Here is a 20796-nt window from a genome sequence, read left to right as displayed (position 1 = left end):
AAGCTTAAATTTGCTGCCATGAATTTGAAAAAACTGGCCACTTGGAAATGGAAACGGAAAAATCCTTCTCCAGGGAAGAGGCGGAGAAGGATTTTTCCGGCCGATTATTTTTCTTGGCTGCTATTTTTCCCTTTTCAAACGAAAAAGCCTGCCTTGGCGTGATTGCTAAGACAGACTTTTTCTACAGGCTGAGGCGGCACTCAGCTGGGTGCCGCCTGTTTTTGTACATCTAAGGGTCGAAAATCACCAATTTTCGTCTCTGTAAAGCAAGGGCAGTGAAAAAGGTGAAATAGTTATCGCTTTTGTGCAGTTCCTTTGTGAAACAGTGAATTGCTGCGGGGTGAACACCATTCGCTGGGGCGTGTGTATATTTGCGGTCGTGCAAAAAAATCCCACAAAACCGCAAAGTCGATAGGTGGGTATTTCGATGCAGAGTATGTTCGACACTGTGGAAACTGAAAATCAGCTTGTATTCGCAGAAAAGTTACATTTTAGGGCGATAACCGCCGGGTGATTGTAAAGCGCTATTCAATACCACCCGGCTCGCTCGATGCAGGAAGCCACGCATCGGATATATTCTGTACTGACGAGCATAATATAGCAAAACAGACAGCTTTCGTCAACCGTTGCGCAGAAATGCGGCTTCGGTGGAAAGCTGCCTATTTTTTGCTAGATACGATTTTCTTACTCGGTTATCTCTGCATCGACCAGATGGCAGTCCATATATCCGTTTTCTTCGTAGGTCTGGAATGTGCCAACGACCGTGATTTCTGTTCCCAGTTCGGGATAGCCGGCAGGATAGCTATGCTCGCCCGCGAGGACGAATTCCAGCCCCTGCGAGCAGCAGGCAGTCGCGTCCATGATGATGCAGACCGTGTACACCGCGCCGGTGTTCGGATTCCCATAGGCCGCAAACTGCCCATTCATTTTGATGCGCTTTCCGACATACCGATCCGGCTCGTACATCATGTTATAGATCTCGGAGTAGACCATCGTGCTGCTGAGCGTAGTCAGATCGACATCCGGTTCGCCGGAGGCCTGTGCCGGTTCATAGTCCGGAAGCGCTTCGGCGGGCTGCGTCTGCTCCGGTTCCGGAACGGATTTTTTCGGTGTAGTTTTATCCGAAGCAGGCTGCTGCTCCGGAATGGCAGTCGGCGGGGCGGTCGTTTCGCCTGTGGCATTCGCCATCTGCTCCTGAACGACCTGCTGGGTCGCGCTGCCCTGCTTCGATTGAGACTGGATCTTCTGATCGCCGCAGGCGCAGAGGGAAACCAGATAAAGCGCGACGGCGAGAATAAACAAAGCCTGTTTCATGTGCGGATACCGCCCAATCGGGATATTCCTGAGAAAATCAGAAATGCAAAAATGTCCACGGCCACAATGGTCGAGCCGACCGGCGTTCCAGCTAGGATGGAGATCAGAATGCCCAGTGCGGCGCAGCAGACGGAAAGGACGGCCGCACAGATCGTCACCGCACGGAAGTTTTTGTAGACCCGCATGGCAGACAGCGCCGGGAAAATAACAAGGGCAGATATGAGCAGTGAGCCGACAAGGTTCATTGCCAACACGATCACAACGGCGACCGTTATGGCAATCAGTAAGTTATACAAATCGGCCTTTGTCCCCACAGCCTTTGCAAAGTTTTCATCAAAGGTCACAGCGAAAATTTTGTTGTAGCAAAGAACAAATATCGCCACGACCGCCACCGACAGCACCGCGCACAGCCAGACCTCGCTTTTCGTCAGCATCAGAATAGAGGTCGAGCCGAACAGCGTGCTGCACACATCGCTGGACAAGTTAGAGGATGTGGAGAACAAATTCATCAGCAGATAGCCGATAGCAAGTGCCCCCACCGAGATCATGGCGATGGCGGCGTCGCCCTTGATCTTCGTGTTCTGCCCGGTACGCAGAAGCAGCACGGCGCTGATGATTGTAATGACCATGACCAGCGGCATTTCGTTGGTGATTTGTAGCACAGCGGCAACCGCCATGGCTCCGAACGCCACATGAGAAAGTCCGTCACCGATGAAGGAAAACCGTTTCAGCACCAGCGTTACGCCCAGCAGAGAGGAACAGAGCGCAATCAGCACGCCGACCACCAGCGCATAGCGGACAAAGGGATACGCCCAATAGAGGGTCAGTTTTTCCAAGATAGCGGTCATTGTTCATCACCGCCTTTCTCTGCGGCAAATAGCCGCCCTTGCGGGCTTTGGAGATACTCTGCCTTTGTTCCGAAGAAAACGGTGTTGCCAATATGCAGAATATGGCTGGCGTATTTGACTGCGGCGGCAATATCGTGAGAAATCATAATAATGGTGATACCGTCCCGATGGTTCAGTTCGTCGATCAGACGATACATTTCCGCTGTCACTTTGGGATCAAGCCCGGAAACAGGCTCGTCCAAGAGCAGCATTTTTTGTGTGGCGCACAGCGCACGGGCAAGCAATACCCGCTGTTGCTGCCCGCCGGACAACTCTCGATAACACCGCTTTGAGAGCTTATCAATCTGCATTTTCCGAATGTTTTCTTCGGCAAGCTGTTTTTCTTCTTTGTTATAAAAGGGGCGGCTGCCGCAGCGCCCCTGACACCCGGAGAGAACGATCTCTCTCACGGATGCAGGGAAATCCTTTTGTACGACGGTCTGCTGCGGCAGGTAGCCGATCCCATTTTTCCTTAGCCCGTCGCCTGTCAAAATTCTGCCGCTGATGGGCGGCTGCAAGCCAAGGATCGTTTTCATAAGTGTACTCTTACCAGAGCCGTTTTCTCCTACGATGCAGAGGTAGTCGCCTGCAAAGACCTCAAAGCTGAGATCTTGCAGAACGGACTTCCCATCATAACCGACGCGGAGATTTTGACAAATGAGCTGAGCCATAGACCTACCTCCTTAACCCAATGCTTCTTTCAGCACGGACAGGTTCTTCTCCATCACGGAGAGGTAGGTCGTACCGGTTGCCACATCTTTAGAAGTGGTGGACTGCATGGAATCCATGGTCAGCACCTTTTGATTTTTCTCAGCGGTGTTCTGGACAATGGTTTCGGAAATTTTATGCTGTGCGCCCTCAATGGTCAGAACGCAGGGCAGTTTCGATTCATCCACCTTCTTAGCAAGGAACGAAACGGTCTCAAAGCTGGCTTCCGTTTCGGCGGAGCAGCCCACAAAAGCGGCATAGTAGCTCAGACCGTAATCGTCCACCAGATAGCGGAACGGGAAACGGTCGCCGAACAGAACGGTCTTATAGGTCGCAGCGTCCACGGCAGCCTGATATTCGCCGTCCAGCGCAGAGAGCTTTTCGATATAGGCAGCGGCGTTGGTAGCGTAGGTGTCCTTATTGTCGGGGTCCAGCTCCTGTAAAGACTTGGAAATGGCATTTACAAGAACCTCCGCGTTTTTCAGAGAAAGCCAAACGTGCTCGTCCTTTTCTTCCTCATGCTCGTGGTCTTCGTCCTCGTCGTGGTCATGCCCTTCCATGTGTTCGCAGATCTCTTCGCCGGTCATATCAGCCGGGAAGAAGGTAGGCCAGGAGTTTTCGGGATCGACGATCGCGTCGAAGCTCTCGTTGCTCATCCGGATGTGGAAGTGTTCGGCGGCGGCCGGTTCGATCATGTGGTCATTGAACTCAATGTAGACCGGCGCGCCGGAATCCTTGTCCTCCGCCTCAAAGCGATACATGGCCGCCTTCGTGCCGGCAGACCAGTTCTGAATGTAATAGCCGACATACTTGTAGTTAGAGCCGACCTTCTTGCTATCTTCGTAGGTGAACTCGATGTGGTCACCCTCAATATCAATGTTGGTAATGTCCGTTTTGTAGCCGTTCTGATAGTAGGTCTTGTATTCTTCGGCGGTCATTTCGCCTTTCTCTGCCATCGCTGCAAACGCATCATCCAGTGTTCCGTCCAGCACAAAGGGATAGGCAGACTGCCAGTCGCCCGCCCAATCAGACAGGCTTCTGTCCTGAACCTCGTCATCTTCAAAGGTGGAGACTTCCTTGCTGTGGTCATGGTCGTGATCGTGCTCTGTTTCCTGCATACCCTCGACCACTTCTTCGGTCTTGACGCTGTCGCCAAGGACATCCAGCAGGTTGATGACCTTCATGTTCTTGTTGGTGGCATTTTTCAGAGCATTGTCCACCCAGCCGTCGGACTCGCCGCCCACATAGATGAACAGGTCGCAGTTGGAGATTTTGACAATGTCATCGGCAGTGGGCTGATAGCTGTGCAGGTCAACGCCGTTATCAAGCAGCATCGTGACTTCGGCGTTATCGGCTTTGTCACCTAAAATCTCACGCACCCAGTCATATTCGGGGAAAATGGTAGTGACAATGCTCAGTTTGTCGGTTTTGTTGGTATCGTTCTGCTTTCCGCAGCCGGCAAGAGCGCCGACGAGCATCAAAAGCGCAAGCAGCAGCGCAGTTACTTTTTTCATAGGGTTTGTTACCTCCAAATTATGATAAGAACTTAAAAATGGGCGCAAAAATACAAGGGTAACAGCAACGCCGCAAAAGTCTATCCGAAAACAGATAGACTACACCCTTGTAAAAAGTTCTTATTTTTAATTTGAAAGTTTGACCTTGAGAGAAACCAGCGTAAAGGTGCGGGCAACCTCTGTACAGGAGGGAATGATCCGGCACAGAATATATAGAATCGCCGTTACAGTAGCTGCGGCGGAGCCAGCAAGCCCAATGCTTTTGAGCAGGTTTTCGCAGACGTTGATCTGATGGCAGATGGCGCAGTCCGCGCCAGTACAGTCATGGTCGGATTCCGCTGCGATATAGGCAAGAGAGGACAGCATAACAAAGGCCAGTACTACGGCCAGCAAGCCCGTCATAAAACGAAATTTCTTTGTCATGGTCTGTCCTCCTTTCCAATCGTTATTTTCCCTTGCAGTCCGAACAAGTTCCATAGAGGATCGTGTCAGTCGTGTCCAACATAAACTGTTCGCTCTGCGCCAAAAGCTTTGCGAGCAAAGCTGCGTTACCATCTGCCATGTGAAAGGTCTTGCCGCATTTGATACAGCTCATGTGCAGCGCACCTTTGCAGCTTTCGGCATCAAGGTATTGATAGTAGACCTCGCGCGTGCCGCTCTTGCTGCTCCGACGCACTTTTTCCTCTGTCTCTAACTGTGCAAGGTTTCGATATACGGCGCTCAGGCTGATTTTTTTATCTGCCAAAGCGTCCGCAATTTGCCGTGCGGACAACAGCTCGTCCGGGTGCTGGCTCAAATAGGTAAGCAGAACCTTTCGCTGCCGCGTGCTGTAGCTATGCAAGTCACCGCACCTCCAATTTGCAGTTTATTCGCAAATATTATAATCCAAGAAAGCAAGAAAGTCAATATGCGAGTTGTTCGCAAATTGCAAGTTTTCAATGAACGCAGCTACCGCGAAAATCAAAACCACTTTTACTGTTGCCCAATATGTTTGACTGCATATTTTAGGACTACAATTTCTGGATGTTGGAGTTGCCACTTGTCCAGATGCAGGAGATGCTCGGCAAGGCGGGGTTTACCCTTTCCCATTCGAGCAAATTCGATGTGATTGTAGAATATTTTGTCGAACGAGGAAGCATAGAATAAAGCCAAGGTTTGGTGAGCATCAGCCGAACAATCCCAAGCTGGTGTATACGATGGACTTCAAGGTGACTCCGCACATGCTGCGGCACACCTACATCACCAATCTGATTTACAAAGGTGTCGACCCTAAGACGGTGCAGTATTTGGCAGGTCATGAGAACAGCAAAACGACTGTGGACATCTATGCGAAAGTCAAGTATAATAAACCTGAGGAATTGAGCAGCGTTGTGAATGCAGCATTCGGGCTGCGTTAAACTACACCAAAAATTTCGCGATTCTATGGGTTTACTGAGAGAGGAAAGCCCGAAAACCCGCATGAATACTGGACTTTTCGGATCAAGGGCAGGTAGTACGGTCTGAAGGCAGCACGTCGCGCACCGCAGTTCAGCAAGCGCTAATCAATATTTGTGCTTTCGAAGTGCAGAAAACGCAAGTTTTCTGCACTTTTTCTTTATTTATCGACAAAACAATATATGCAGAATTGCAATGCAAAACATGAGAAACATGTGCTTTTCTCATCGATAAAACCGTGCTGCAATAGAAGTAGACAAAAAAACGAAACGGAGAATGCACATGGCAAAGACAAAACGCTCGATCGATATACTGCACGGACCGCTGAACGGCAAACTCCCGGCGAGATTGTCGGCCGGCTGATCAGCCTGTTGTTCATGGTGCTCGGTACCTGCCCGCTGCTGCAATCGATCGAAACCTGTATCCCGTCAAAAATCGGCTGTTTCATCGGTCGTTTTTTTGTACGCCGCGACTAACCCTACCACTGGACGAATGCACAAAAATATGCTACAATTCAATATAGATATTTACACGGAGGTGTCGTGCGATGCACAGTACCAGAAAGGTCAAGGATGATCTCATTTATGTTGGCGGCAGCGACCGCCGCCTGAGCCGCTTTGAAAATTTGTTCCCGATTCCCAAGGGGGTATCCTATAACAGCTATGTGCTGTTGGACGAGAAAACCGTGCTGTTTGACACGGCAGACGAGTCCATTAGCCGTCAGTATATCGAAAACGTCGTTCACGCGCTGAACGGCCGTCCGCTGGACTACATGGTCGTTCAGCACATGGAGCCGGATCACTGTGCGATGATCGACGACATGCTGCGCCGCTATCCGGAGGCGAAGATGGTATGCAGCGCCAAGGCGGTCGGCATGTTCGCCCAGTTCTACGGAACGGACGTTGCCGCGCGTGCGCTGGTCGTCAAGGAAGGCGACAAGCTGTCCACGGGCGAGCATACGCTGCATTTTGTCATGGCGCCGATGGTGCACTGGCCGGAGGTCATGGTCACCTACGACGAGAAGGACAAGATCCTGTTCTCGGCTGATGCGTTCGGCACATTCGGCGCACTGGCGGGCAACATTTTCGATGACGAGATCACGTTCGACACCACATGGATGAACGATGCCCGCCGTTACTACACCAACATTGTCGGCAAGTACGGCGTACAGGTGCAGACGCTGCTTAAGAAGGCGGCATCGCTCGATATTGAGATGATCTGCCCGCTGCATGGTCCGATCTGGCACAAGGATCTCGGCCTGCTGCTGGAGAAGTACCAGAAGTGGAGCACCTACGAGCCGGAGGACAAGACGGTCATGATCGCCTACGCGACCATGTACGGCAACACCGAGAACGCCGCAAACGTGCTCGCAGGCATGCTGGCCGACAAGGGCGTGAAGAACATCGCGATGTACGATGTATCTGAGACCGACGTTTCCGAGCTGGTAGCGGAGAGCTTCCGCTGCAGCCATCTGGTGCTCGCTGCGCCGACCTATAACAGCGGCATCCAGCCGAAGATGGAAGCATATCTGTCCGATATCAAGGCGCTTAACCTGCAGAACCGCACGGTTGCCGTCATCGACAACGGCACCTGGGCCGCTACTGCGGGCAAGCAGATGATCGGCATGCTCGAGGGCATGAAGAACATGACCATCCTCGAGAACCCGATCTCCATCAAGTCTGCACTGGCAGAGAATCAGCTCGGCGCACTCGAAGCGCTGGCTGACGAGCTGGCAAAGCAGGTAAACGGTTAAGGCAATACCGCATAATTGAACAAGAGCGATTTGCGAGCAAATTTTGTGTACTAACGAGGCGCGGTTTTGCAGTAATACTTAATGTATTACTGTGAAATCGCAACAAAGTCAGGACACAAAATTTCCGCAAAGCGCCGCAGCTTTAATTGTGCGGTGTTGCCTTAATAATCAAATACCGGCGGCTGTCGCAATGCGGCAGCCGTTTTTCTGTATATGCAGGGGAGAGCGGCGAGGAAAAATGCCCTCCCTTCCTTTATAAAATGTATACGAAATTGATGATGTTATAGAGAAAACCCGGATTTATCCAAGCAAACAGCAGGGAAAAGTGAAAGAGCGTCAGCGGTGCGGAACGAATGCATCTCCCGGTTCGCTGCTTTCCACGAAAAGACAGGGCAAAGTGGCATGAAAAAACGCATGAAAGCACAAAAATTTTGTGCGAACAGTGAAAAATTAAAAATTTTGTGAAATCCGGTTAAAAATGTGTTGCATAATGCGTTAATAGTGATATTATAGTACAAGGGTTGAAACAACCGCCACAATATCTAAAGTATAGAGAAAATACATCAGGAGAAGAAACGAGGAATTTTTATGCTTCGGTTTTTGGAGAGCATGCAGTGGGTGCTGTTCATTTTCTTTACTGCGGCGTATGCGTACCAGATCTTTTACCTTCTGGTTGGCTTGTGGGGCAAGCAGCGCGGCGGCGTGGAAAATGCAGAGCTGCACCGTTACGCGGCGATCATTTCGGCACGCAATGAGTCCGCCGTTATCGGCAGACTGATCCGCACCTTGAAGGAGCAGGATTATCCGTCGGAGCTGCTCGATGTTATTGTTGTTGCAGATAACTGCACGGACAATACCGCTGAGGTAGCGCGCAGCGCCGGTGCGATCGTGTACGAGCGATTTAATAAGGTGCAGGTCGGCAAGGGCTACGCGCTGGACTATCTGTTCAAGCATATTTTTGAGGAGCAGGGTGAGGATGCGTACGACGCGTTTTTCGTATTCGATGCGGACAACATCGTAGATCCGCAGTTCGTCCGTGAGATGAACAAGATGTACGATACCGGCGAGTATTCCGCATTGACCAGCTACCGCAATTCGCAGAACTTCTGCGCGAACTGGATCTCCGCAGGCTATGCACTGTGGTTCCTGCGTGAGTCGCGCTTCCTGAACCGCCCGAGAACCCGTCTGGGCGTCAACTGTGCGGTTTCCGGCACCGGTTTTCTGATTTCGGCTGATGTGCTCCGTGAGGAAGGCGGATGGAATTATCATCTGCTGACCGAGGATATCGAGTTCTCCATCGCCAGTGCGGTTCGCGGCCGTAAGATCGGCTACTGCGGCAATGCCATCATCTACGATGAGCAGCCGGAGCATTTCCGCCAGTCGTGGGATCAGCGTCTGCGCTGGAGCAAGGGCTTCTATCAGGTGGACGCAAAGTATACCGGCGCACTGCTGCGCGGCTGTACGCGCGGCGGCAAGGCGGGCATGTCCTGCTATGATATGCTGATGACGGTTGCACCGTGCAACCTTGTTACCATCGGCTCGCTGCTGCTGGCCGTACTCCTGTGCGTGACCAGCTTCGCACAGCCGGCATACATTACATACCGCGTTATGCGCATGCTCGGCCGTATTCTGATGCTGACTGTGCGCGGCATTACGTTCAGCCTGTTTGCCTTCGGCGCGGTGACGATGATCGCCGAGTGGAAGCGCATCGCAGGTCCGGCGTGGAAAAAGGTACTGTATACCTTTACCTTCCCGTTCTTCATGCTCACCTATGTTCCGATCTCGATCGCCGCTCTGGTCGGCAAGGTCGAGTGGAAGCCGATCCAGCATGGCATTGCCAAGGTGCAGGAGGAGCGCGAGAGCGCGTAATTGAATCAAAACAGCCGCAGGGTGTCTGCGGCTGTTTTTTTACCATTTGCAGATGTGTAATCGCAGGGGAGGCCGGTGGTCTCCCTTGCGGAATAAATTGTGCGGACCGATGACAAGCGGTGCGCCAAGGTCGGCGCACCCTGCGGGATAGCATTTAGCAATAGATAGAATTCGCAGGTGCCGTCTGTGGCCACCAGACCAACGAGCTGCGCGGCACAGGTATCCTCTGGAGGACTCTCTCTTGCCCTTCGGGTAATTCACCGTTCTCTGATTTTCGCTGTGCTGAATAGGAAGGAGGGAACCTTGGTTCTCTTCTTCTTGTGCCCCTGCCGGGGAGGCAGGATTCTCTCGCTTCATAAGCGAAAACCCTAATTTCTGGAATGATAATGAAAACCCACTCAAACGCCACACAATCGACTTTGCAAATTTGCCGTATAGTTTTGAACCAATCCATCAAAAGTTCATCACACGCGATTCTGACGCGAAATACAAAACGAAAACCGATGCCATCCATGTCTGCAACCGCAAAACCGCTCAAACAGGCAGAAAAAAAGAGCCATGCTTTCGCACAGCTCTTCAAAAATTTACTTGAGCAGATATACGTTTGCGTACTGCACGCCAAGCTCGTTTGCACGCTCGTGGGTGCTTACTGCAATGTCGATTTTGTTGCCCTTGATCGCTCCGCCGGTGTCCTCAGCGATGAACACGCCGTAGCCCTCGATGAATACGCGGCTGCCGAGCGGAATGACGGACGGGTCAACTGCGATCGTGCGGCCTTCGGTCAGGGTGGTGCCGGTAGCAGTCAGTGCCAGATTGTTGCCGTTGCATGCAACGCACGGATCGTAGAAGGTCAGTTTATAATTGCCAAGCGCAGTGGCATTTGCCTTGATGGCATCGCTTGCCAGATACGTTGTGGAGTAAGCTACCGGACGGGCAGTGGCTGCACTTGCGACCAGCTGATTGTAAGCGGTCTTGGTTGCAGCGGCCTTGATCTCGGCTTCCTTCTTAGCTGCTTCTTCAGCGGCCTTTTTGGCAGCCTCAGCCTTAGCCTTCTTAGCAGCTTCCTCCTGCGCCTTCTTGGCAGCATCCTGCTGTGCCTTGAGTGCGGAAGCCTTTGCCTTCGCCATAGCCTGCTGTGCGTTGGAGATTTCGGCAGAGGTGAGCACCGTGCCGACAGAATGGTTCAGAGTGGAAGAGAGTACCGCAGTCGGCTGCTCCAGTGCAGCAGCGCCGAAGGTTGCCATCGAGCCTACCGTGAAGGTTGCCGCGAGGAACATGGCAGCATGCTTACGCAGAGAAATAGACATTTGTGTTACGCTCCTAAAAGTCAGGTGAAAACGCAGCGGGAACACTTCCCGCGCCACCGGAAAAACCGATGTTGTTTTCTGGGTTGTTACTGTTTTGTTTACGTTCTGTTTCCGAACTGTAACCAATCATACTGCATCCTCTCCGATTTGTCAAACGGTTTCATAGAATTTTGTGCACATTTCACAGAGTTTGTCGCTGGATTTCGTTAATCTGTATGGCATAATTGGGCGAAAATGCGGTTTTTTACGGTTAGCCGTGTAAAACGCACATCGGCGGCTTTGTTACAAACCGCAGGGACCGAAAGGGAAGTCTGCCCGGTTGGACCGGTCATTATGCGGGACACGCAGAATGGGTAAAACAGCGGGACACTGTGCATAAATAGTATATAGGCAGATTGGCTGTTTCGACGAAGCCGTGCAGAGCGCTTTGATGACTGACTCTTTACAATTCTGCTGAGCTGTGGTATATTAAAAATAAGTGTTTGCAGTCCGTGTGGGAATGCGCTGTGCCATTTGCAGCGAAAACGGACCGCATCCTTCACATGTGGATAAAGACAGACGGGATCGCATGGTCTGCCTTTTCAGAAAAGCGGAAACGACATCCGCGTACATATAATAAACAACAATCAGATAAAGGAAAGTGATAATACTATTATGAAGGAAAAACTGAAGATCATACCGCTCGGCGGTCTGAACGAGATCGGTAAGAACATGACGGTGATCGAGTACGGCAATGACATCGTAGTTATCGACTGCGGCGTTGCCTTTCCGGATGACGACATGCTGGGTGTTGACCTGGTCATTCCGGATACAACGTACCTCAAGCGCAACCTGAACAAGCTGCGCGGCTATGTGATCACCCACGGACATGAGGACCATATCGGCGCTATTCCGTATGTTCTGCGCGAGTGCAACGCACCGATCTACGCGACCCGACTGACCTGCGGCATCATCGAGACCAAGCTGTCCGAGCACAAGATGCCCCAGAAGGTCAAGATGAACCGCGTGCGCGCCGGTGATACGATTAAACTCGGCTGTTTCAAGATCGAGTTTATCCACACCAACCACTCCATTGCGGATTCGGTTGCGCTGGCGATTACCACGCCGCTGGGCACCATCCTGCACACGGGCGACTTCAAGATCGACCTGACGCCGGTTTCCGGTGAGATGATCGACCTTGTCCGCATCGGTGAGCTGGGCAAGAAGGGACTGCTTGCGCTGATGAGCGACTCGACCAACGTCGAGCGTCCGGGCTACACGCCGAGTGAGAAAATCGTCGGCAAATCGCTCGAGAAATTTATCATGGAGAGCGACCAGCGCATCATCATTGCAACGTTCGCGTCCAATGTATCGCGTCTGCAGCAGATTCTCGACATTGCCGCCAAGGCAGGACGCAAGGTAGCCGTCTGCGGCCGAAGCATGGAGAAGATCTCCAAGGTTTCGATGGAGCTGGGTTATCTGAAGGATTCCGGCAAGGTCATGATCGACATTTCCGAGATCAAGCGCTACGCGCGCAGCCAGCTGATCATCGTATCCACCGGCTCTCAGGGTGAGACCATGTCCGCGCTGTATCGTATGGCGTACGGCAGCCACAAGCAGGTGGAGGTCAACTCCGGCGACCGTATCCTGATTGCAGCATCCGCTATCCCGGGCAACGAGAAGTCGATCAACAACATGGTCAACGAGCTGTACAAGCAGGGCGCTGAGGTCATTTACGACCGTTCGGCAGCCATCCACGTTTCCGGCCATGCCTGCCAGGAGGATCTTAAGCTGATGCTCGGTCTGTGCAAGCCGAAGTACTTCATTCCCGTACACGGCGAGTACCGCATGCTCGTGCAGCATGCCGGTCTGGCACGCGAGATGGGTGTCAACCCGAAGAACATTCTCGTCAGTGAGATCGGTCGTCCGATCGAGATCAGCGAAAATTCGGCTCGTCTGGGCAATTCCGTGCCGGCAGGCCGTCTGCTGGTAGACGGTCTGGGCATCGGTGATGTCGGCACTGCCGTTCTGCGTGACCGCAAGCATCTGTCCGAGGACGGTCTGCTGGTTATCGTAGTAACCGTGGACGCAACGACCGGCGTTGTCATTGCGGGTCCGGATATCGTATCGCGCGGTTTTGTTTATGTCAAGGAAGCCGAGGCTCTCATGGAGGAGCTGCGTACCATTTCGCAGATGGCGCTTGACCGCTGCTCAGTAGAGAATCTGCGTGACTGGAACAGCCTGAAATCTGCCATCAAGGGCGATGTAAGTGATTACCTGTTCAAGAAGACCAAGCGCAGCCCGATGGTCCTGCCGATCATCATGGAAATCTAAATGTAAGCCAGATAAGAAAAGACACCGAGAAATCGGTGTCTTTTTTCGTATAAGCCCTGTAATTAACCTTTATACATGCCGATCTTGCACAGCTCTTTAATCATATCCGGCACAGTCTGACCGGCAATCTCGAGCCGCTCTGCGGCGCCGGGTTTCTCCTCGGAGAACGTATCCCATGCGGTGACAAGATGTCCGGTCGGCTCCATGCCGTACTTTTTCAGCAGGGGAACGAAACGCTTTGCGGTCTCGCTGTAAATGGACAGAACCTTGTACTTCTGTACGAAAAGCTCCTCCTCGGTGGTCAGAGAGCCAATGGCGAATGCCGAAAGACCGTCCTGATACAGCAGTTCGCCGTAGCCGTCTAAAATCATGGTCAGCTGCTTTTTTGTCATGCCGTCCAGATACCAGACCTCATCGCTTTCCGCATCCGGATGGATGGCGAGGAACAGCGGCTCGTCCAGCTCGGCGTAGAACGAATGCACAAAGTCGCTCAGCTTCTCGAAGCTGAGGTTTGCGGTGATGGTGTTGCCGTCCAGCTCGTACTGCTCGGACAGCTTTTCGGGGAACGGAACGGTCACGCCTGCAGCGGTTTGAAACATAGAAATATCTCCTTATATATAATGTATAAAAATGCGGTTTACAGTCGAATGCTGATCTCGCCCGAGGACAGGGCATTTACCTGTCCGTCCGCGGTTTTCACCAGCAGATGTGCATTCTCGTCCAGTCCGATGCACTCGGCTTCGTAGCGGCCTGCCGGACTGCTGACCGTTACCGGACGGTTAATGCAGCAAAGCCGTTCGCGGTACTGCTCGAGCAGCTCGGGTTCCTTGCCCTGCTCGAGCAGCATGTACACATCCTCGAAGTGGTTGAGGACAGCGGCGGCCAGTTCAGCTCTGCGGGGCGGCTTGCCGAAGTCACTGATGGCACCCGCGACCGCCTGTACTTCCTCGGGCCACGCCGGATTGGGCTGCAGATTGATGCCGATGCCGACCACAAGCGAGCTTACCGTGCCGGTTTCACCCTCGATCGTCGCTTCCGTGAGGATGCCGCACAGCTTGCGTCCGTTCATCAGCACGTCGTTCACCCATTTGATCTGCGGCGTGAAGCCTGCGGTCTGCTCAATGGCGCGCACGACCGCGATCGCCGCCGAAATGGTGACGAACGACAGGTGCGACAGCGGCAGTGTCGGATGCAGCAGAATGGTCATGTAGACGCCGGTGTCGGCAGGGGAGACGAACGTGCGGCCGAGCCGTCCGCGCCCGCCGGTCTGCTCCTCGGCAAACAGCGTGAAGCCGTGCTTTCTGCCGAGATACTGCTCCTTCATCGTTGTGTTGGACGAGGTAAGCGACGGCTCGACCAGGATTTCGCGTCCGATGACCGCGGTATCGAGCAGTGCGTCAATGCCTGCGGCGGTCAGGCTGTCGTCATCCAAGGCCAGGCGATAGCCTTCTCTGGTCACGGCGTCAATGGCAAGGCCGCTCTCGCGCAGTGCGGCGATCGCCTTGTGCACCGCCGCACGGGATACGCCAAGCTGCTCGGCGAGCCGTCCGCCGGAAAGGCGGGTGCCTCGTGCCTGTTCGAGTGCCTGCAAAACGGCGTCCTTCACGGTCAATTCGATCATCTCCATCATTAAAATGCTAATCTCTATTGTAAACGAAAAAAGAAGATAGTACAATACTATCATGCAAAACAATGGGCGGCATAACGGAAAATCCATGCCGCAATGGAGGAAAATACCTTGAAGACCAAGCAAGAGATACTGACCGCGCTTGCACACAGCGGCGACGATAAGCTGCTGCTGGCAGGACTGCTTGACAAGGAGCAGACGTGTGAGCAGCGCGGTTATTTGACCCATACCAAGTTCCTCGACCTCAAGCAGCGGGCGCTGTGCACGGATGCGGTGCGTCTTGCCGGAGCGACCGGTCATGCGCTGTTCTGGGGCGGCTATGAGGACGCGGAACGCGGGATCTATCTGTTTTATCCGGATTACATGGATGCCGAGAGTGCAAAGATGTCCGCGCCGCTGGCGCTGCTGCGCGCCCGCAAGCGCCGGGAGGACACGCTCACGCACCGCGACTACCTCGGTTCGCTGATGGGACTGCAGATCGACCGCTCGGTGGTCGGTGACATTCTCGTGCACGAGGAAGGCGCAGACATCATCGTGCTCGAGGACATGGCGGAGTTCATCCTCATGCACTTTGCCAAAGCGGGCCGCAAGCAGCTTTCGCTGACGCGCGAGGATCTCAGTGACCTGAAGCACGCGGCAGTCGAGGAAAAACGGGGGACCGGTTCGGTGGCGTCTCCGCGTCTGGACAGTGTAGCCGCTCTGATTTTTGGCCTGCCGCGCAAGGACGCACAGGCGCGGATCGAGAAGGGACTGGTGTTCGTCAACAACACACCCTGCATGAAGCCTGAGCACCAGATTACGGAAGGCGACCGCCTGACCGTGCGCGGCGTCGGCCGTGCGCGCGTGGAGGCGTTCGGCGGTACGAGCCGTAAAGGACGAATTTTCCTCGAATATGTCCGAAATGCGTAAACATTGGCAGAATGTGTCCGGCAAAGCCTGTTGTCAAGCGGGTTTGTCTATGTTATACTTTAGGCAATACCAAACGATTAAAGCTGCGGCGCTTTACGGAAATTTTGTGTCCTGATGTCGTTGTGATTTTTTGCAATACCTCGTATTGCTGCAAAACCACGCCTAATCAGTACGCAAAATTTGCTCGTAAATCGCTCTTGTTCAATCATTTGGTATTGCCTGTAACCCACATACGAGGTGTATCTTATGAAAAAACGCTTACTATCTGCATTCCTGTGTGCGGCGATGCTGGCAACGATGATACCGGCAGCGTTTGCCTCCGATCTGGACGGACACTGGAGCAAAAACTTTATCGAATATCTGGATGATGAGGGCATCATCAATCCGAGTGCGACCACCGGCAAGTACGAGCCGGAGCGCAAGGTCACTCGTGCGGAGTTCATGCGCTATGTCAACCGTGCGTTTCACTTCACGGAGAAGGCAAGCATTTCGTACAGCGATGTGCAGTCCAACTCGTGGTACTACGACACGGTGCGCATTGCCGAGAAGTACGGCTACATCAACGGCACCGGCAACGGCAGAATGAATCCGGAGGGGTATGTCACCCGTGAGCAGGCGGCGGTTATCCTCGGACGGCTGTACAAGGCCGATCCGGGTAATGTAAAACCGGCAAACCTGTCTTTTAAGGATAAGACGAAGGTTGCGGCGTGGTCGGCAGGCTATGTCAAGGCGGCTGTGGACAAGGGCATCATCACCGGCTACAAGGACAATACCTTCAAGCCGACCAAGGTCATCACCCGCGCAGAGCTGGCGAAGATCCTGTACTATTACCTTGGAACCTCGCTTTCAACGGCCGGCAAAGCCTATACCGGCTCCGACCTCAAGAGCGATACCGCGAACGTCACCATCTCGGAAAGCTGCACGCTGTCCGACGCGACGATCGACGGCGATCTGTACCTGACTGAAGGTCTGGCCTCGGATGCGGTACAGCTGAATGACGTGTACGTCAAGGGTACGATCATCGTAGCCGGCGGCACGGTAACAATGACGAATACAATGAGCGACCACATCGTTGTGTCCTCGCCTATGGGTCGCCTGCTGCAGGTTACTGCGGCAGGCGCCGCTCGTTTTCCGAGCACGGAGGTCCGCAGCACAGCGGTGCTTTACGAGAAAAAGCTGACCACCCCAGGCTATGAAGGCTTCGCGGATGTAAAAATAAACGGCGATAAGAAGGTTTCGCTGACGCTGGATGCGGATATCAATCATCTGGAGCTGAATACCGAATCCACGGTTTCCACCACTGCGAATGCATCGGTCTACCGCATGACCGCCGGCAAGCCTGCGTCTGTCACCGGCTACGGCACGATTTATCAGGCGGAGATCAAGAGCAGCGGCGTGAGTTTTGCCAGCAGCGTGCGGGTCTCCGGCTACACAATCGCAAACGGCGTGACCGCCATCGCAGGCGGACAGACGCTCACGGGCAGCGTGACGGCGGCTGTTTCGCCGGAAAGCATAGCGGTCGATTTGAATAACCTCTCTGCACTGGGCAAAAATGTTGCGGTCACCGTGCCGAACGGTCTGAAAATTGAGAAAATCGAGAGTAACGGTGCAGTCCTCACTGCAGGCACGGACTATACGCAGACCTCGACCGGAGCCGCCATCAGCGCGGACTGGCTGGGCAGGCTGCCGCGCGGTAACTGCAAACTGACGCTGACGCTCTCGGACGGCAAAACGGCGGCAATCGCCATTGCTGTTACCGATTCTTCGGTGAGCGAAAATGCGCAGAATGCGTCTTTTGACCGCTATTACAAGTCGGAAAAGTACGCGGATGTGCATACACGCCTGAGCGGCGCCAATACCTCGGAGGATATCCGGGATGTGGTGCTCGGTCTGTCGAGCATCGACTACACGTTCGATTCCTCGACGCGTTCGCTCATCCTGCCGCGCGGTGTGCTGGCGCAGCTTCGAGCGGGCAGCTACACCATCAGCGTTGAGCTGAAAAACGGAAAGACCGAGGCGTTCACCCTGACCGTGCGCGATTCCGCACCGACCGGCGAAAGCTGGGCGGTCGAGGAGTACAACACGTTTTCACCGAGCGAACCGAAGTTCACGCTGCCGCTGACGCGCACAAGCCTGAAAAGCGTGACCGTGAACGGCGATACGCTGACCTCAAACAAGGACTACACGGTCAGCAGTCAGACGCTGACGCTGAAAAAGTCCGCGCTCGAGCGTTACCGCAAGGACGGTACGACTGTCGTATTCAGCGCCGATCTGGCAGACGGCACGACTTATGCCCTCGTTATCGACTATGTAAAGCGAAAGTAACTTCTTGTAAAGGAGCGTGATGAAATGAAAAAGGCAGCAGGCTTTATCGTTTTACTGATTTTCATGACGGGATTGATCGGCTGCAGTGGAAAAACGGTCAAGCTGGACTTGCCGTTTACAGCCGATGATGTGGAAAGTGCTGTAATGTATCATTTCGAGGGCGTCCCTATAACGGCAGAGAAGAAAAGCGTTACAGACAAAGACGATATCAAAGCGCTGTATGAGCGGCTGGAAGGTCTGCCGCTCAAAGATAAGACGATAGATGATAGCGGTGACGGAGGAGATGTGACCAGTTTTCGGTTTCAGCTTTCGGACGGGACGAACTATGAACTGATTTACGTCTGCAGCGGCGTGAAAAACGGCTATCTGGCTTCGCAGACAGGCGGATTTCGCTATTTCACACGTGCGGATATCGGCGCCTGCTGGAATGACTTGAATCAAGAACTTGTGGCAGAACATGCCGATCAGAGCGAACTGCCGGGATATGATCCGGCATAAAGGCATAAAAACCCTCTGTATGAAACCATACGGAGGGTTTTCTCTATCTTACGGGTACGCTCAGCACTCACACTTCCAGAAGTAAGCCGAGTACGGAGGCAATTCGCTGCCGCCGCCGAAGTCGTGCATTTCTCCGGTAATGAGGTCCACAGCACGGCCGCAGCGCGCGTCAAAGTGTGCATGGTACGGCTGCTCGTCGATATTTACCGCAACGAGCACGCGTTCGCCGTCTGTCTCGCGCTCCCAGATGCACTGCTTGTTGGTGAGCACAAGCTGCTTGAAGCCGCCGTAGCAAAGCGCGCGGCTTTCACGGTGCGCCTTCGCCATTGCGGTGATACGGGCGGTCAGGTCGTTCTCGATCGGCTGCTCGAACGAGGGACGCAGAGCGTCATCGCCGTCCTGCTTTTTGCCCTCGGCACCCCATTCGCTGCCGTAGTAGATGCACGGAATGCCGGGCATGCCGAACAGCAGCGCATAGATCAGCGGCAGATGCGCCGGATTCTGCAGGATGGACGCAACGCGCGTCACATCGTGGTTATCCACAAACGAAAGCAGGTGCTTGCCTTTATACAGCGTCCAGTTTTCCGGACCGAACTGGCGCAGCAGCGAATGCGTGATCTCAAACAGGTTGTAGCTGTTCATCGAGGAATACAGACCCTTGTAGCACTCGTAATTCGTGCAGGAGTGCAGCATGCCGTCTCCGACAAACTGATTGTAGTCGCCGTGGAGCAGCTCGCCGACGAGGAAAAAGTCGGGCGAGAGCGAGTCGCAGAAGCCGCGCAGTGCACGGATGAAATCCTTGTCGAGACAGTACGCCACGTCCAGCCGCAGACCGTCAATGCCGAATTCGTCCTTCCACTGGCGGATACACTCGAAAATGTGGTGCTGCACATCCGGATGGCGCAGATTGAGCTTTACCAGCTCGAAATGACCTTCCCAGCCCTCGTACCAGAAGCCGTCATTGTAGTTTGAGTTGCCGTCAAAGGAGATGTGGAACCAGTCCTTGTAGGGGGAATCCCATTTTTTCTCCTGCACATCCTTGAACGCCCAGAAACCTCGTCCGACGTGATTGAATACGCCGTCCAGCACAACTTTGATGCCGTGCTCGTGCAGCGTTTTGCAGACGGCGGCGAAATCCTCGTTGGTGCCGAGACGGCAGTCCACGCGGCGGAAATCGCGGGTGTCGTAGCCGTGGCTGTCGGACTCAAAAATCGGGGAGAAGTACACGGCATTGCAGCCGAGAGATGCAATATGCTCTGCCCAGTCGCTGACCTTGCGGATGCGCGGAACGGTCACGCCGTCGTTTACGCGCGGCGCACCGCAGAAGCCGATGGGATAGATCTGATAAAATACGCTTTCGTATGCCCACATGAAAAACACTCCTTTACATCGGGTAGCATGTTCAGTATAATAAAAGTGAATAAGAAATGCAAGCGATTTGTGATAAAAATTATGCAAGGTGGCGATAAAATGCGAAAAAATTCTTATGTTGCGGGATTGGGGATTTGTCTGCTTTTATGCGCTTGCAGTCAGCAAAAGCCGATTAGATTGCTTGCCGACGCAGAAATTGTGTCCACAGACAGCCGAAATCAAACAATCACTGTGCGGGATGCGGGAGAGACGACCGTATTCGGCGAGCATGGCACGGCAGACTGCTCGAAAGCAGCGCTTTCTGCTTACAATTCCGACACCGGCAAAACGCAGGAAATCGGCTTTGAGGACCTGCAGGTGGGAGATTACGTTGTCATCGGCTTTTATGAAAACGAGAAGGCGCAGGCACAGACCGAGACCGTGCACGCCGAGTCTGTCGAGCGAATGAGACAAAAATCTGTGCAGGATTGAAAAAACACTTGCAATCCGCTACATGATATGATATTATAGTCGAGTAACAATGAACACGGGCATTCCTCTGCTCATTTATGGGTTTACGATGCGGCAAGAATGTCTAAGACGAAAGGAAGACTAAAAAATGGATCTCGTTAAAGTCCTGTCCGAGCAGCAGCTCAAGAGTGATCTGCCCACTCTGAAGATCGGCGACACCGTTAAGGTACACGCAAAGATCAAGGAGGGCAACCGTGAGCGTATTCAGGTATTCGAAGGCATCATCATTGCTAAGAAGCACGCTGGCGTAAACCAGACCGTAACCGTTCGCCGCATTTCTTACGGCGTAGGCGTAGAGAAGACCTTCCCGGTACATTCCCCGAACGTTGCTAAGTTCGAGGTTGTTCGCAGCGGTAAGGTTCGCCGTGCTAAGCTGTACTACCTGCGCGGTCGCGTAGGCAAGGCTGCCAAGATCGCAGAGAAGGTTTAATTCTAACATTACAACCGAACAAAAACG

19 protein-coding genes and 2 pseudogenes are annotated in these 20796 nt (G+C 53.3%); 11 read left to right on the top strand and 10 right to left on the bottom strand.

Annotated elements, in window-relative coordinates:
- Nucleotides 1-684 precede the first annotated feature (684 nt).
- The 6 genes from PG722_RS12480 to PG722_RS12455 form a co-directional block, all read right to left on the bottom strand.
- Nucleotides 685-1314 carry a hypothetical protein gene (locus tag PG722_RS12480; protein WP_270580717.1) on the bottom strand — a complete coding sequence of 210 codons (630 nt, stop codon included), beginning with the start codon at nucleotides 1312-1314 and terminating at the stop codon, nucleotides 685-687.
- Nucleotides 1311-2162: a metal ABC transporter permease gene (locus PG722_RS12475; RefSeq protein ID WP_270580716.1), complete on the bottom strand. Its 852-nt coding sequence runs from the start codon at nucleotides 2160-2162 to the stop codon at nucleotides 1311-1313. Before PG722_RS12475 ends, PG722_RS12480 begins: the two co-directional genes overlap by 4 nt.
- On the bottom strand, nucleotides 2159-2872 hold the full coding sequence (locus PG722_RS12470) for a metal ABC transporter ATP-binding protein (RefSeq protein ID WP_270385706.1): 714 nt from the start codon (nucleotides 2870-2872) through the stop codon (nucleotides 2159-2161). Before PG722_RS12470 ends, PG722_RS12475 begins: the two co-directional genes overlap by 4 nt.
- A 12-nt stretch (nucleotides 2873-2884) precedes the next feature.
- Nucleotides 2885-4423 carry a metal ABC transporter solute-binding protein, Zn/Mn family gene (locus PG722_RS12465; protein WP_270580715.1) on the bottom strand — a complete coding sequence of 513 codons (1539 nt, stop codon included), beginning with the start codon at nucleotides 4421-4423 and terminating at the stop codon, nucleotides 2885-2887.
- Between the two features lie 126 nt (nucleotides 4424-4549).
- The gene (locus PG722_RS12460; RefSeq protein ID WP_270580714.1) at nucleotides 4550-4846 is read right to left on the bottom strand and encodes a hypothetical protein; all 297 of its coding nucleotides are present in this window, start codon (nucleotides 4844-4846) and stop codon (nucleotides 4550-4552) included.
- 22 nt (nucleotides 4847-4868) lie between these two features.
- Nucleotides 4869-5264 carry a Fur family transcriptional regulator gene (locus PG722_RS12455; protein WP_270580713.1) on the bottom strand — a complete coding sequence of 132 codons (396 nt, stop codon included), beginning with the start codon at nucleotides 5262-5264 and terminating at the stop codon, nucleotides 4869-4871.
- A 185-nt stretch (nucleotides 5265-5449) separates the two neighbouring features.
- On the opposite strand from PG722_RS12455, the pseudogene PG722_RS12450 reads away from it, so the two are divergent.
- The 5 genes and pseudogenes from PG722_RS12450 to PG722_RS12430 form a co-directional block, all read left to right on the top strand.
- Nucleotides 5450-5569 (top strand): annotated as a pseudogene (locus PG722_RS12450) (RNase III inhibitor); the annotation flags it as partial.
- An 8-nt stretch (nucleotides 5570-5577) separates the two neighbouring features.
- Nucleotides 5578-5820 (top strand): annotated as a pseudogene (locus PG722_RS12445) (tyrosine-type recombinase/integrase); the annotation flags it as partial.
- Nucleotides 5821-6039: 219 nt separating this feature from the next.
- A complete protein-coding gene (locus PG722_RS12440) occupies nucleotides 6040-6333 on the top strand; it encodes a hypothetical protein (protein ID WP_270580712.1) in 294 nt (97 codons plus the stop codon).
- Nucleotides 6334-6404: 71 nt separating this feature from the next.
- Nucleotides 6405-7610, top strand: a complete 1206-nt coding sequence (locus tag PG722_RS12435; protein WP_118361448.1) for an FprA family A-type flavoprotein — start codon at nucleotides 6405-6407, stop codon at nucleotides 7608-7610.
- 588 nt (nucleotides 7611-8198) lie between these two features.
- A complete protein-coding gene (locus tag PG722_RS12430) occupies nucleotides 8199-9479 on the top strand; it encodes a glycosyltransferase family 2 protein (RefSeq protein WP_252197176.1) in 1281 nt (426 codons plus the stop codon).
- Between the two features lie 584 nt (nucleotides 9480-10063).
- On the opposite strand, the gene PG722_RS12425 is transcribed toward PG722_RS12430, so the two are convergent.
- Entirely contained in the window at nucleotides 10064-10786 is a 723-nt protein-coding gene (locus tag PG722_RS12425) for a 3D domain-containing protein (RefSeq protein ID WP_270580711.1), read from the bottom strand.
- Nucleotides 10787-11440: 654 nt separating this feature from the next.
- Between PG722_RS12425 and PG722_RS12420 the strand changes: the two genes are divergently transcribed.
- Nucleotides 11441-13099, top strand: a complete 1659-nt coding sequence (locus PG722_RS12420) for a ribonuclease J (protein ID WP_110436586.1) — start codon at nucleotides 11441-11443, stop codon at nucleotides 13097-13099.
- 62 nt (nucleotides 13100-13161) lie between these two features.
- On the opposite strand, the gene PG722_RS12415 is transcribed toward PG722_RS12420, so the two are convergent.
- A complete protein-coding gene (locus PG722_RS12415) occupies nucleotides 13162-13698 on the bottom strand; it encodes a hypothetical protein (protein WP_116704867.1) in 537 nt (178 codons plus the stop codon).
- 38 nt (nucleotides 13699-13736) lie between these two features.
- Nucleotides 13737-14729, bottom strand: a complete 993-nt coding sequence (locus tag PG722_RS12410; RefSeq protein ID WP_270580710.1) for a biotin--[acetyl-CoA-carboxylase] ligase — start codon at nucleotides 14727-14729, stop codon at nucleotides 13737-13739.
- Between the two features lie 108 nt (nucleotides 14730-14837).
- Here PG722_RS12410 and PG722_RS12405 point away from each other — a divergent pair, with 108 nt between their 5' ends.
- From PG722_RS12405 to PG722_RS12395, 3 genes are all read left to right on the top strand, one after another.
- Nucleotides 14838-15635 (top strand): YlmH family RNA-binding protein, encoded by a 798-nt coding sequence (locus PG722_RS12405; RefSeq protein ID WP_270580709.1) that lies wholly within the window; start codon nucleotides 14838-14840, stop codon nucleotides 15633-15635.
- A gap of 246 nt (nucleotides 15636-15881) precedes the next feature.
- On the top strand, nucleotides 15882-17960 hold the full coding sequence (locus PG722_RS12400) for an S-layer homology domain-containing protein (RefSeq protein ID WP_270580708.1): 2079 nt from the start codon (nucleotides 15882-15884) through the stop codon (nucleotides 17958-17960).
- Between the two features lie 24 nt (nucleotides 17961-17984).
- Nucleotides 17985-18458 carry a hypothetical protein gene (locus tag PG722_RS12395; RefSeq protein WP_270580707.1) on the top strand — a complete coding sequence of 158 codons (474 nt, stop codon included), beginning with the start codon at nucleotides 17985-17987 and terminating at the stop codon, nucleotides 18456-18458.
- A 60-nt stretch (nucleotides 18459-18518) separates the two neighbouring features.
- Here PG722_RS12395 and PG722_RS12390 read toward each other — a convergent pair whose 3' ends face one another.
- Nucleotides 18519-19829, bottom strand: a complete 1311-nt coding sequence (locus PG722_RS12390; RefSeq protein WP_270580705.1) for an alpha-amylase family glycosyl hydrolase — start codon at nucleotides 19827-19829, stop codon at nucleotides 18519-18521.
- A 99-nt stretch (nucleotides 19830-19928) separates the two neighbouring features.
- On the opposite strand from PG722_RS12390, the gene PG722_RS12385 reads away from it, so the two are divergent.
- Together PG722_RS12385 and rplS are read left to right on the top strand one after the other, a co-directional pair.
- The gene (locus PG722_RS12385; protein ID WP_270580704.1) at nucleotides 19929-20300 is read left to right on the top strand and encodes a hypothetical protein; all 372 of its coding nucleotides are present in this window, start codon (nucleotides 19929-19931) and stop codon (nucleotides 20298-20300) included.
- A gap of 127 nt (nucleotides 20301-20427) precedes the next feature.
- The gene (rplS, locus tag PG722_RS12380) at nucleotides 20428-20769 is read left to right on the top strand and encodes a 50S ribosomal protein L19 (protein WP_110436593.1); all 342 of its coding nucleotides are present in this window, start codon (nucleotides 20428-20430) and stop codon (nucleotides 20767-20769) included.
- Nucleotides 20770-20796 lie beyond the last annotated feature (27 nt).

The organism is Butyricicoccus sp. OF27-2pH9A, from assembly GCF_027693185.1.
GTDB classification, from domain to species: domain Bacteria; phylum Bacillota; class Clostridia; order Oscillospirales; family Butyricicoccaceae; genus Agathobaculum; species Agathobaculum butyriciproducens.
Note: the sequence above shows the minus strand (reverse complement) of the source record. Positions and strands in the feature narration are given on the sequence as shown.

What these genes read in the sequence shown, in the direction of transcription:
- PG722_RS12475 (WP_270580716.1), bottom strand. Translation starts at nt 2,162, where the DNA reads ATGACCGCTATCTTGGAAAAACTGACCCTCTATTGGGCGTATCCCTTT.
- PG722_RS12385 (WP_270580704.1), top strand. Translation starts at nt 19,929, where the DNA reads ATGCGAAAAAATTCTTATGTTGCGGGATTGGGGATTTGTCTGCTTTTA.
- PG722_RS12390 (WP_270580705.1), bottom strand. Translation starts at nt 19,829, where the DNA reads ATGTGGGCATACGAAAGCGTATTTTATCAGATCTATCCCATCGGCTTC.
- PG722_RS12395 (WP_270580707.1), top strand. Translation starts at nt 17,985, where the DNA reads ATGAAAAAGGCAGCAGGCTTTATCGTTTTACTGATTTTCATGACGGGA.
- rplS (WP_110436593.1), top strand. Translation starts at nt 20,428, where the DNA reads ATGGATCTCGTTAAAGTCCTGTCCGAGCAGCAGCTCAAGAGTGATCTG.
- PG722_RS12465 (WP_270580715.1), bottom strand. Translation starts at nt 4,423, where the DNA reads ATGAAAAAAGTAACTGCGCTGCTGCTTGCGCTTTTGATGCTCGTCGGC.
- PG722_RS12460 (WP_270580714.1), bottom strand. Translation starts at nt 4,846, where the DNA reads ATGACAAAGAAATTTCGTTTTATGACGGGCTTGCTGGCCGTAGTACTG.
- PG722_RS12480 (WP_270580717.1), bottom strand. Translation starts at nt 1,314, where the DNA reads ATGAAACAGGCTTTGTTTATTCTCGCCGTCGCGCTTTATCTGGTTTCC.
- PG722_RS12400 (WP_270580708.1), top strand. Translation starts at nt 15,882, where the DNA reads ATGAAAAAACGCTTACTATCTGCATTCCTGTGTGCGGCGATGCTGGCA.
- PG722_RS12410 (WP_270580710.1), bottom strand. Translation starts at nt 14,729, where the DNA reads ATGATGGAGATGATCGAATTGACCGTGAAGGACGCCGTTTTGCAGGCA.
- PG722_RS12470 (WP_270385706.1), bottom strand. Translation starts at nt 2,872, where the DNA reads ATGGCTCAGCTCATTTGTCAAAATCTCCGCGTCGGTTATGATGGGAAG.
- PG722_RS12430 (WP_252197176.1), top strand. Translation starts at nt 8,199, where the DNA reads ATGCTTCGGTTTTTGGAGAGCATGCAGTGGGTGCTGTTCATTTTCTTT.
- PG722_RS12420 (WP_110436586.1), top strand. Translation starts at nt 11,441, where the DNA reads ATGAAGGAAAAACTGAAGATCATACCGCTCGGCGGTCTGAACGAGATC.
- PG722_RS12425 (WP_270580711.1), bottom strand. Translation starts at nt 10,786, where the DNA reads ATGTCTATTTCTCTGCGTAAGCATGCTGCCATGTTCCTCGCGGCAACC.
- PG722_RS12435 (WP_118361448.1), top strand. Translation starts at nt 6,405, where the DNA reads ATGCACAGTACCAGAAAGGTCAAGGATGATCTCATTTATGTTGGCGGC.
- PG722_RS12415 (WP_116704867.1), bottom strand. Translation starts at nt 13,698, where the DNA reads ATGTTTCAAACCGCTGCAGGCGTGACCGTTCCGTTCCCCGAAAAGCTG.
- PG722_RS12440 (WP_270580712.1), top strand. Translation starts at nt 6,040, where the DNA reads ATGCAGAATTGCAATGCAAAACATGAGAAACATGTGCTTTTCTCATCG.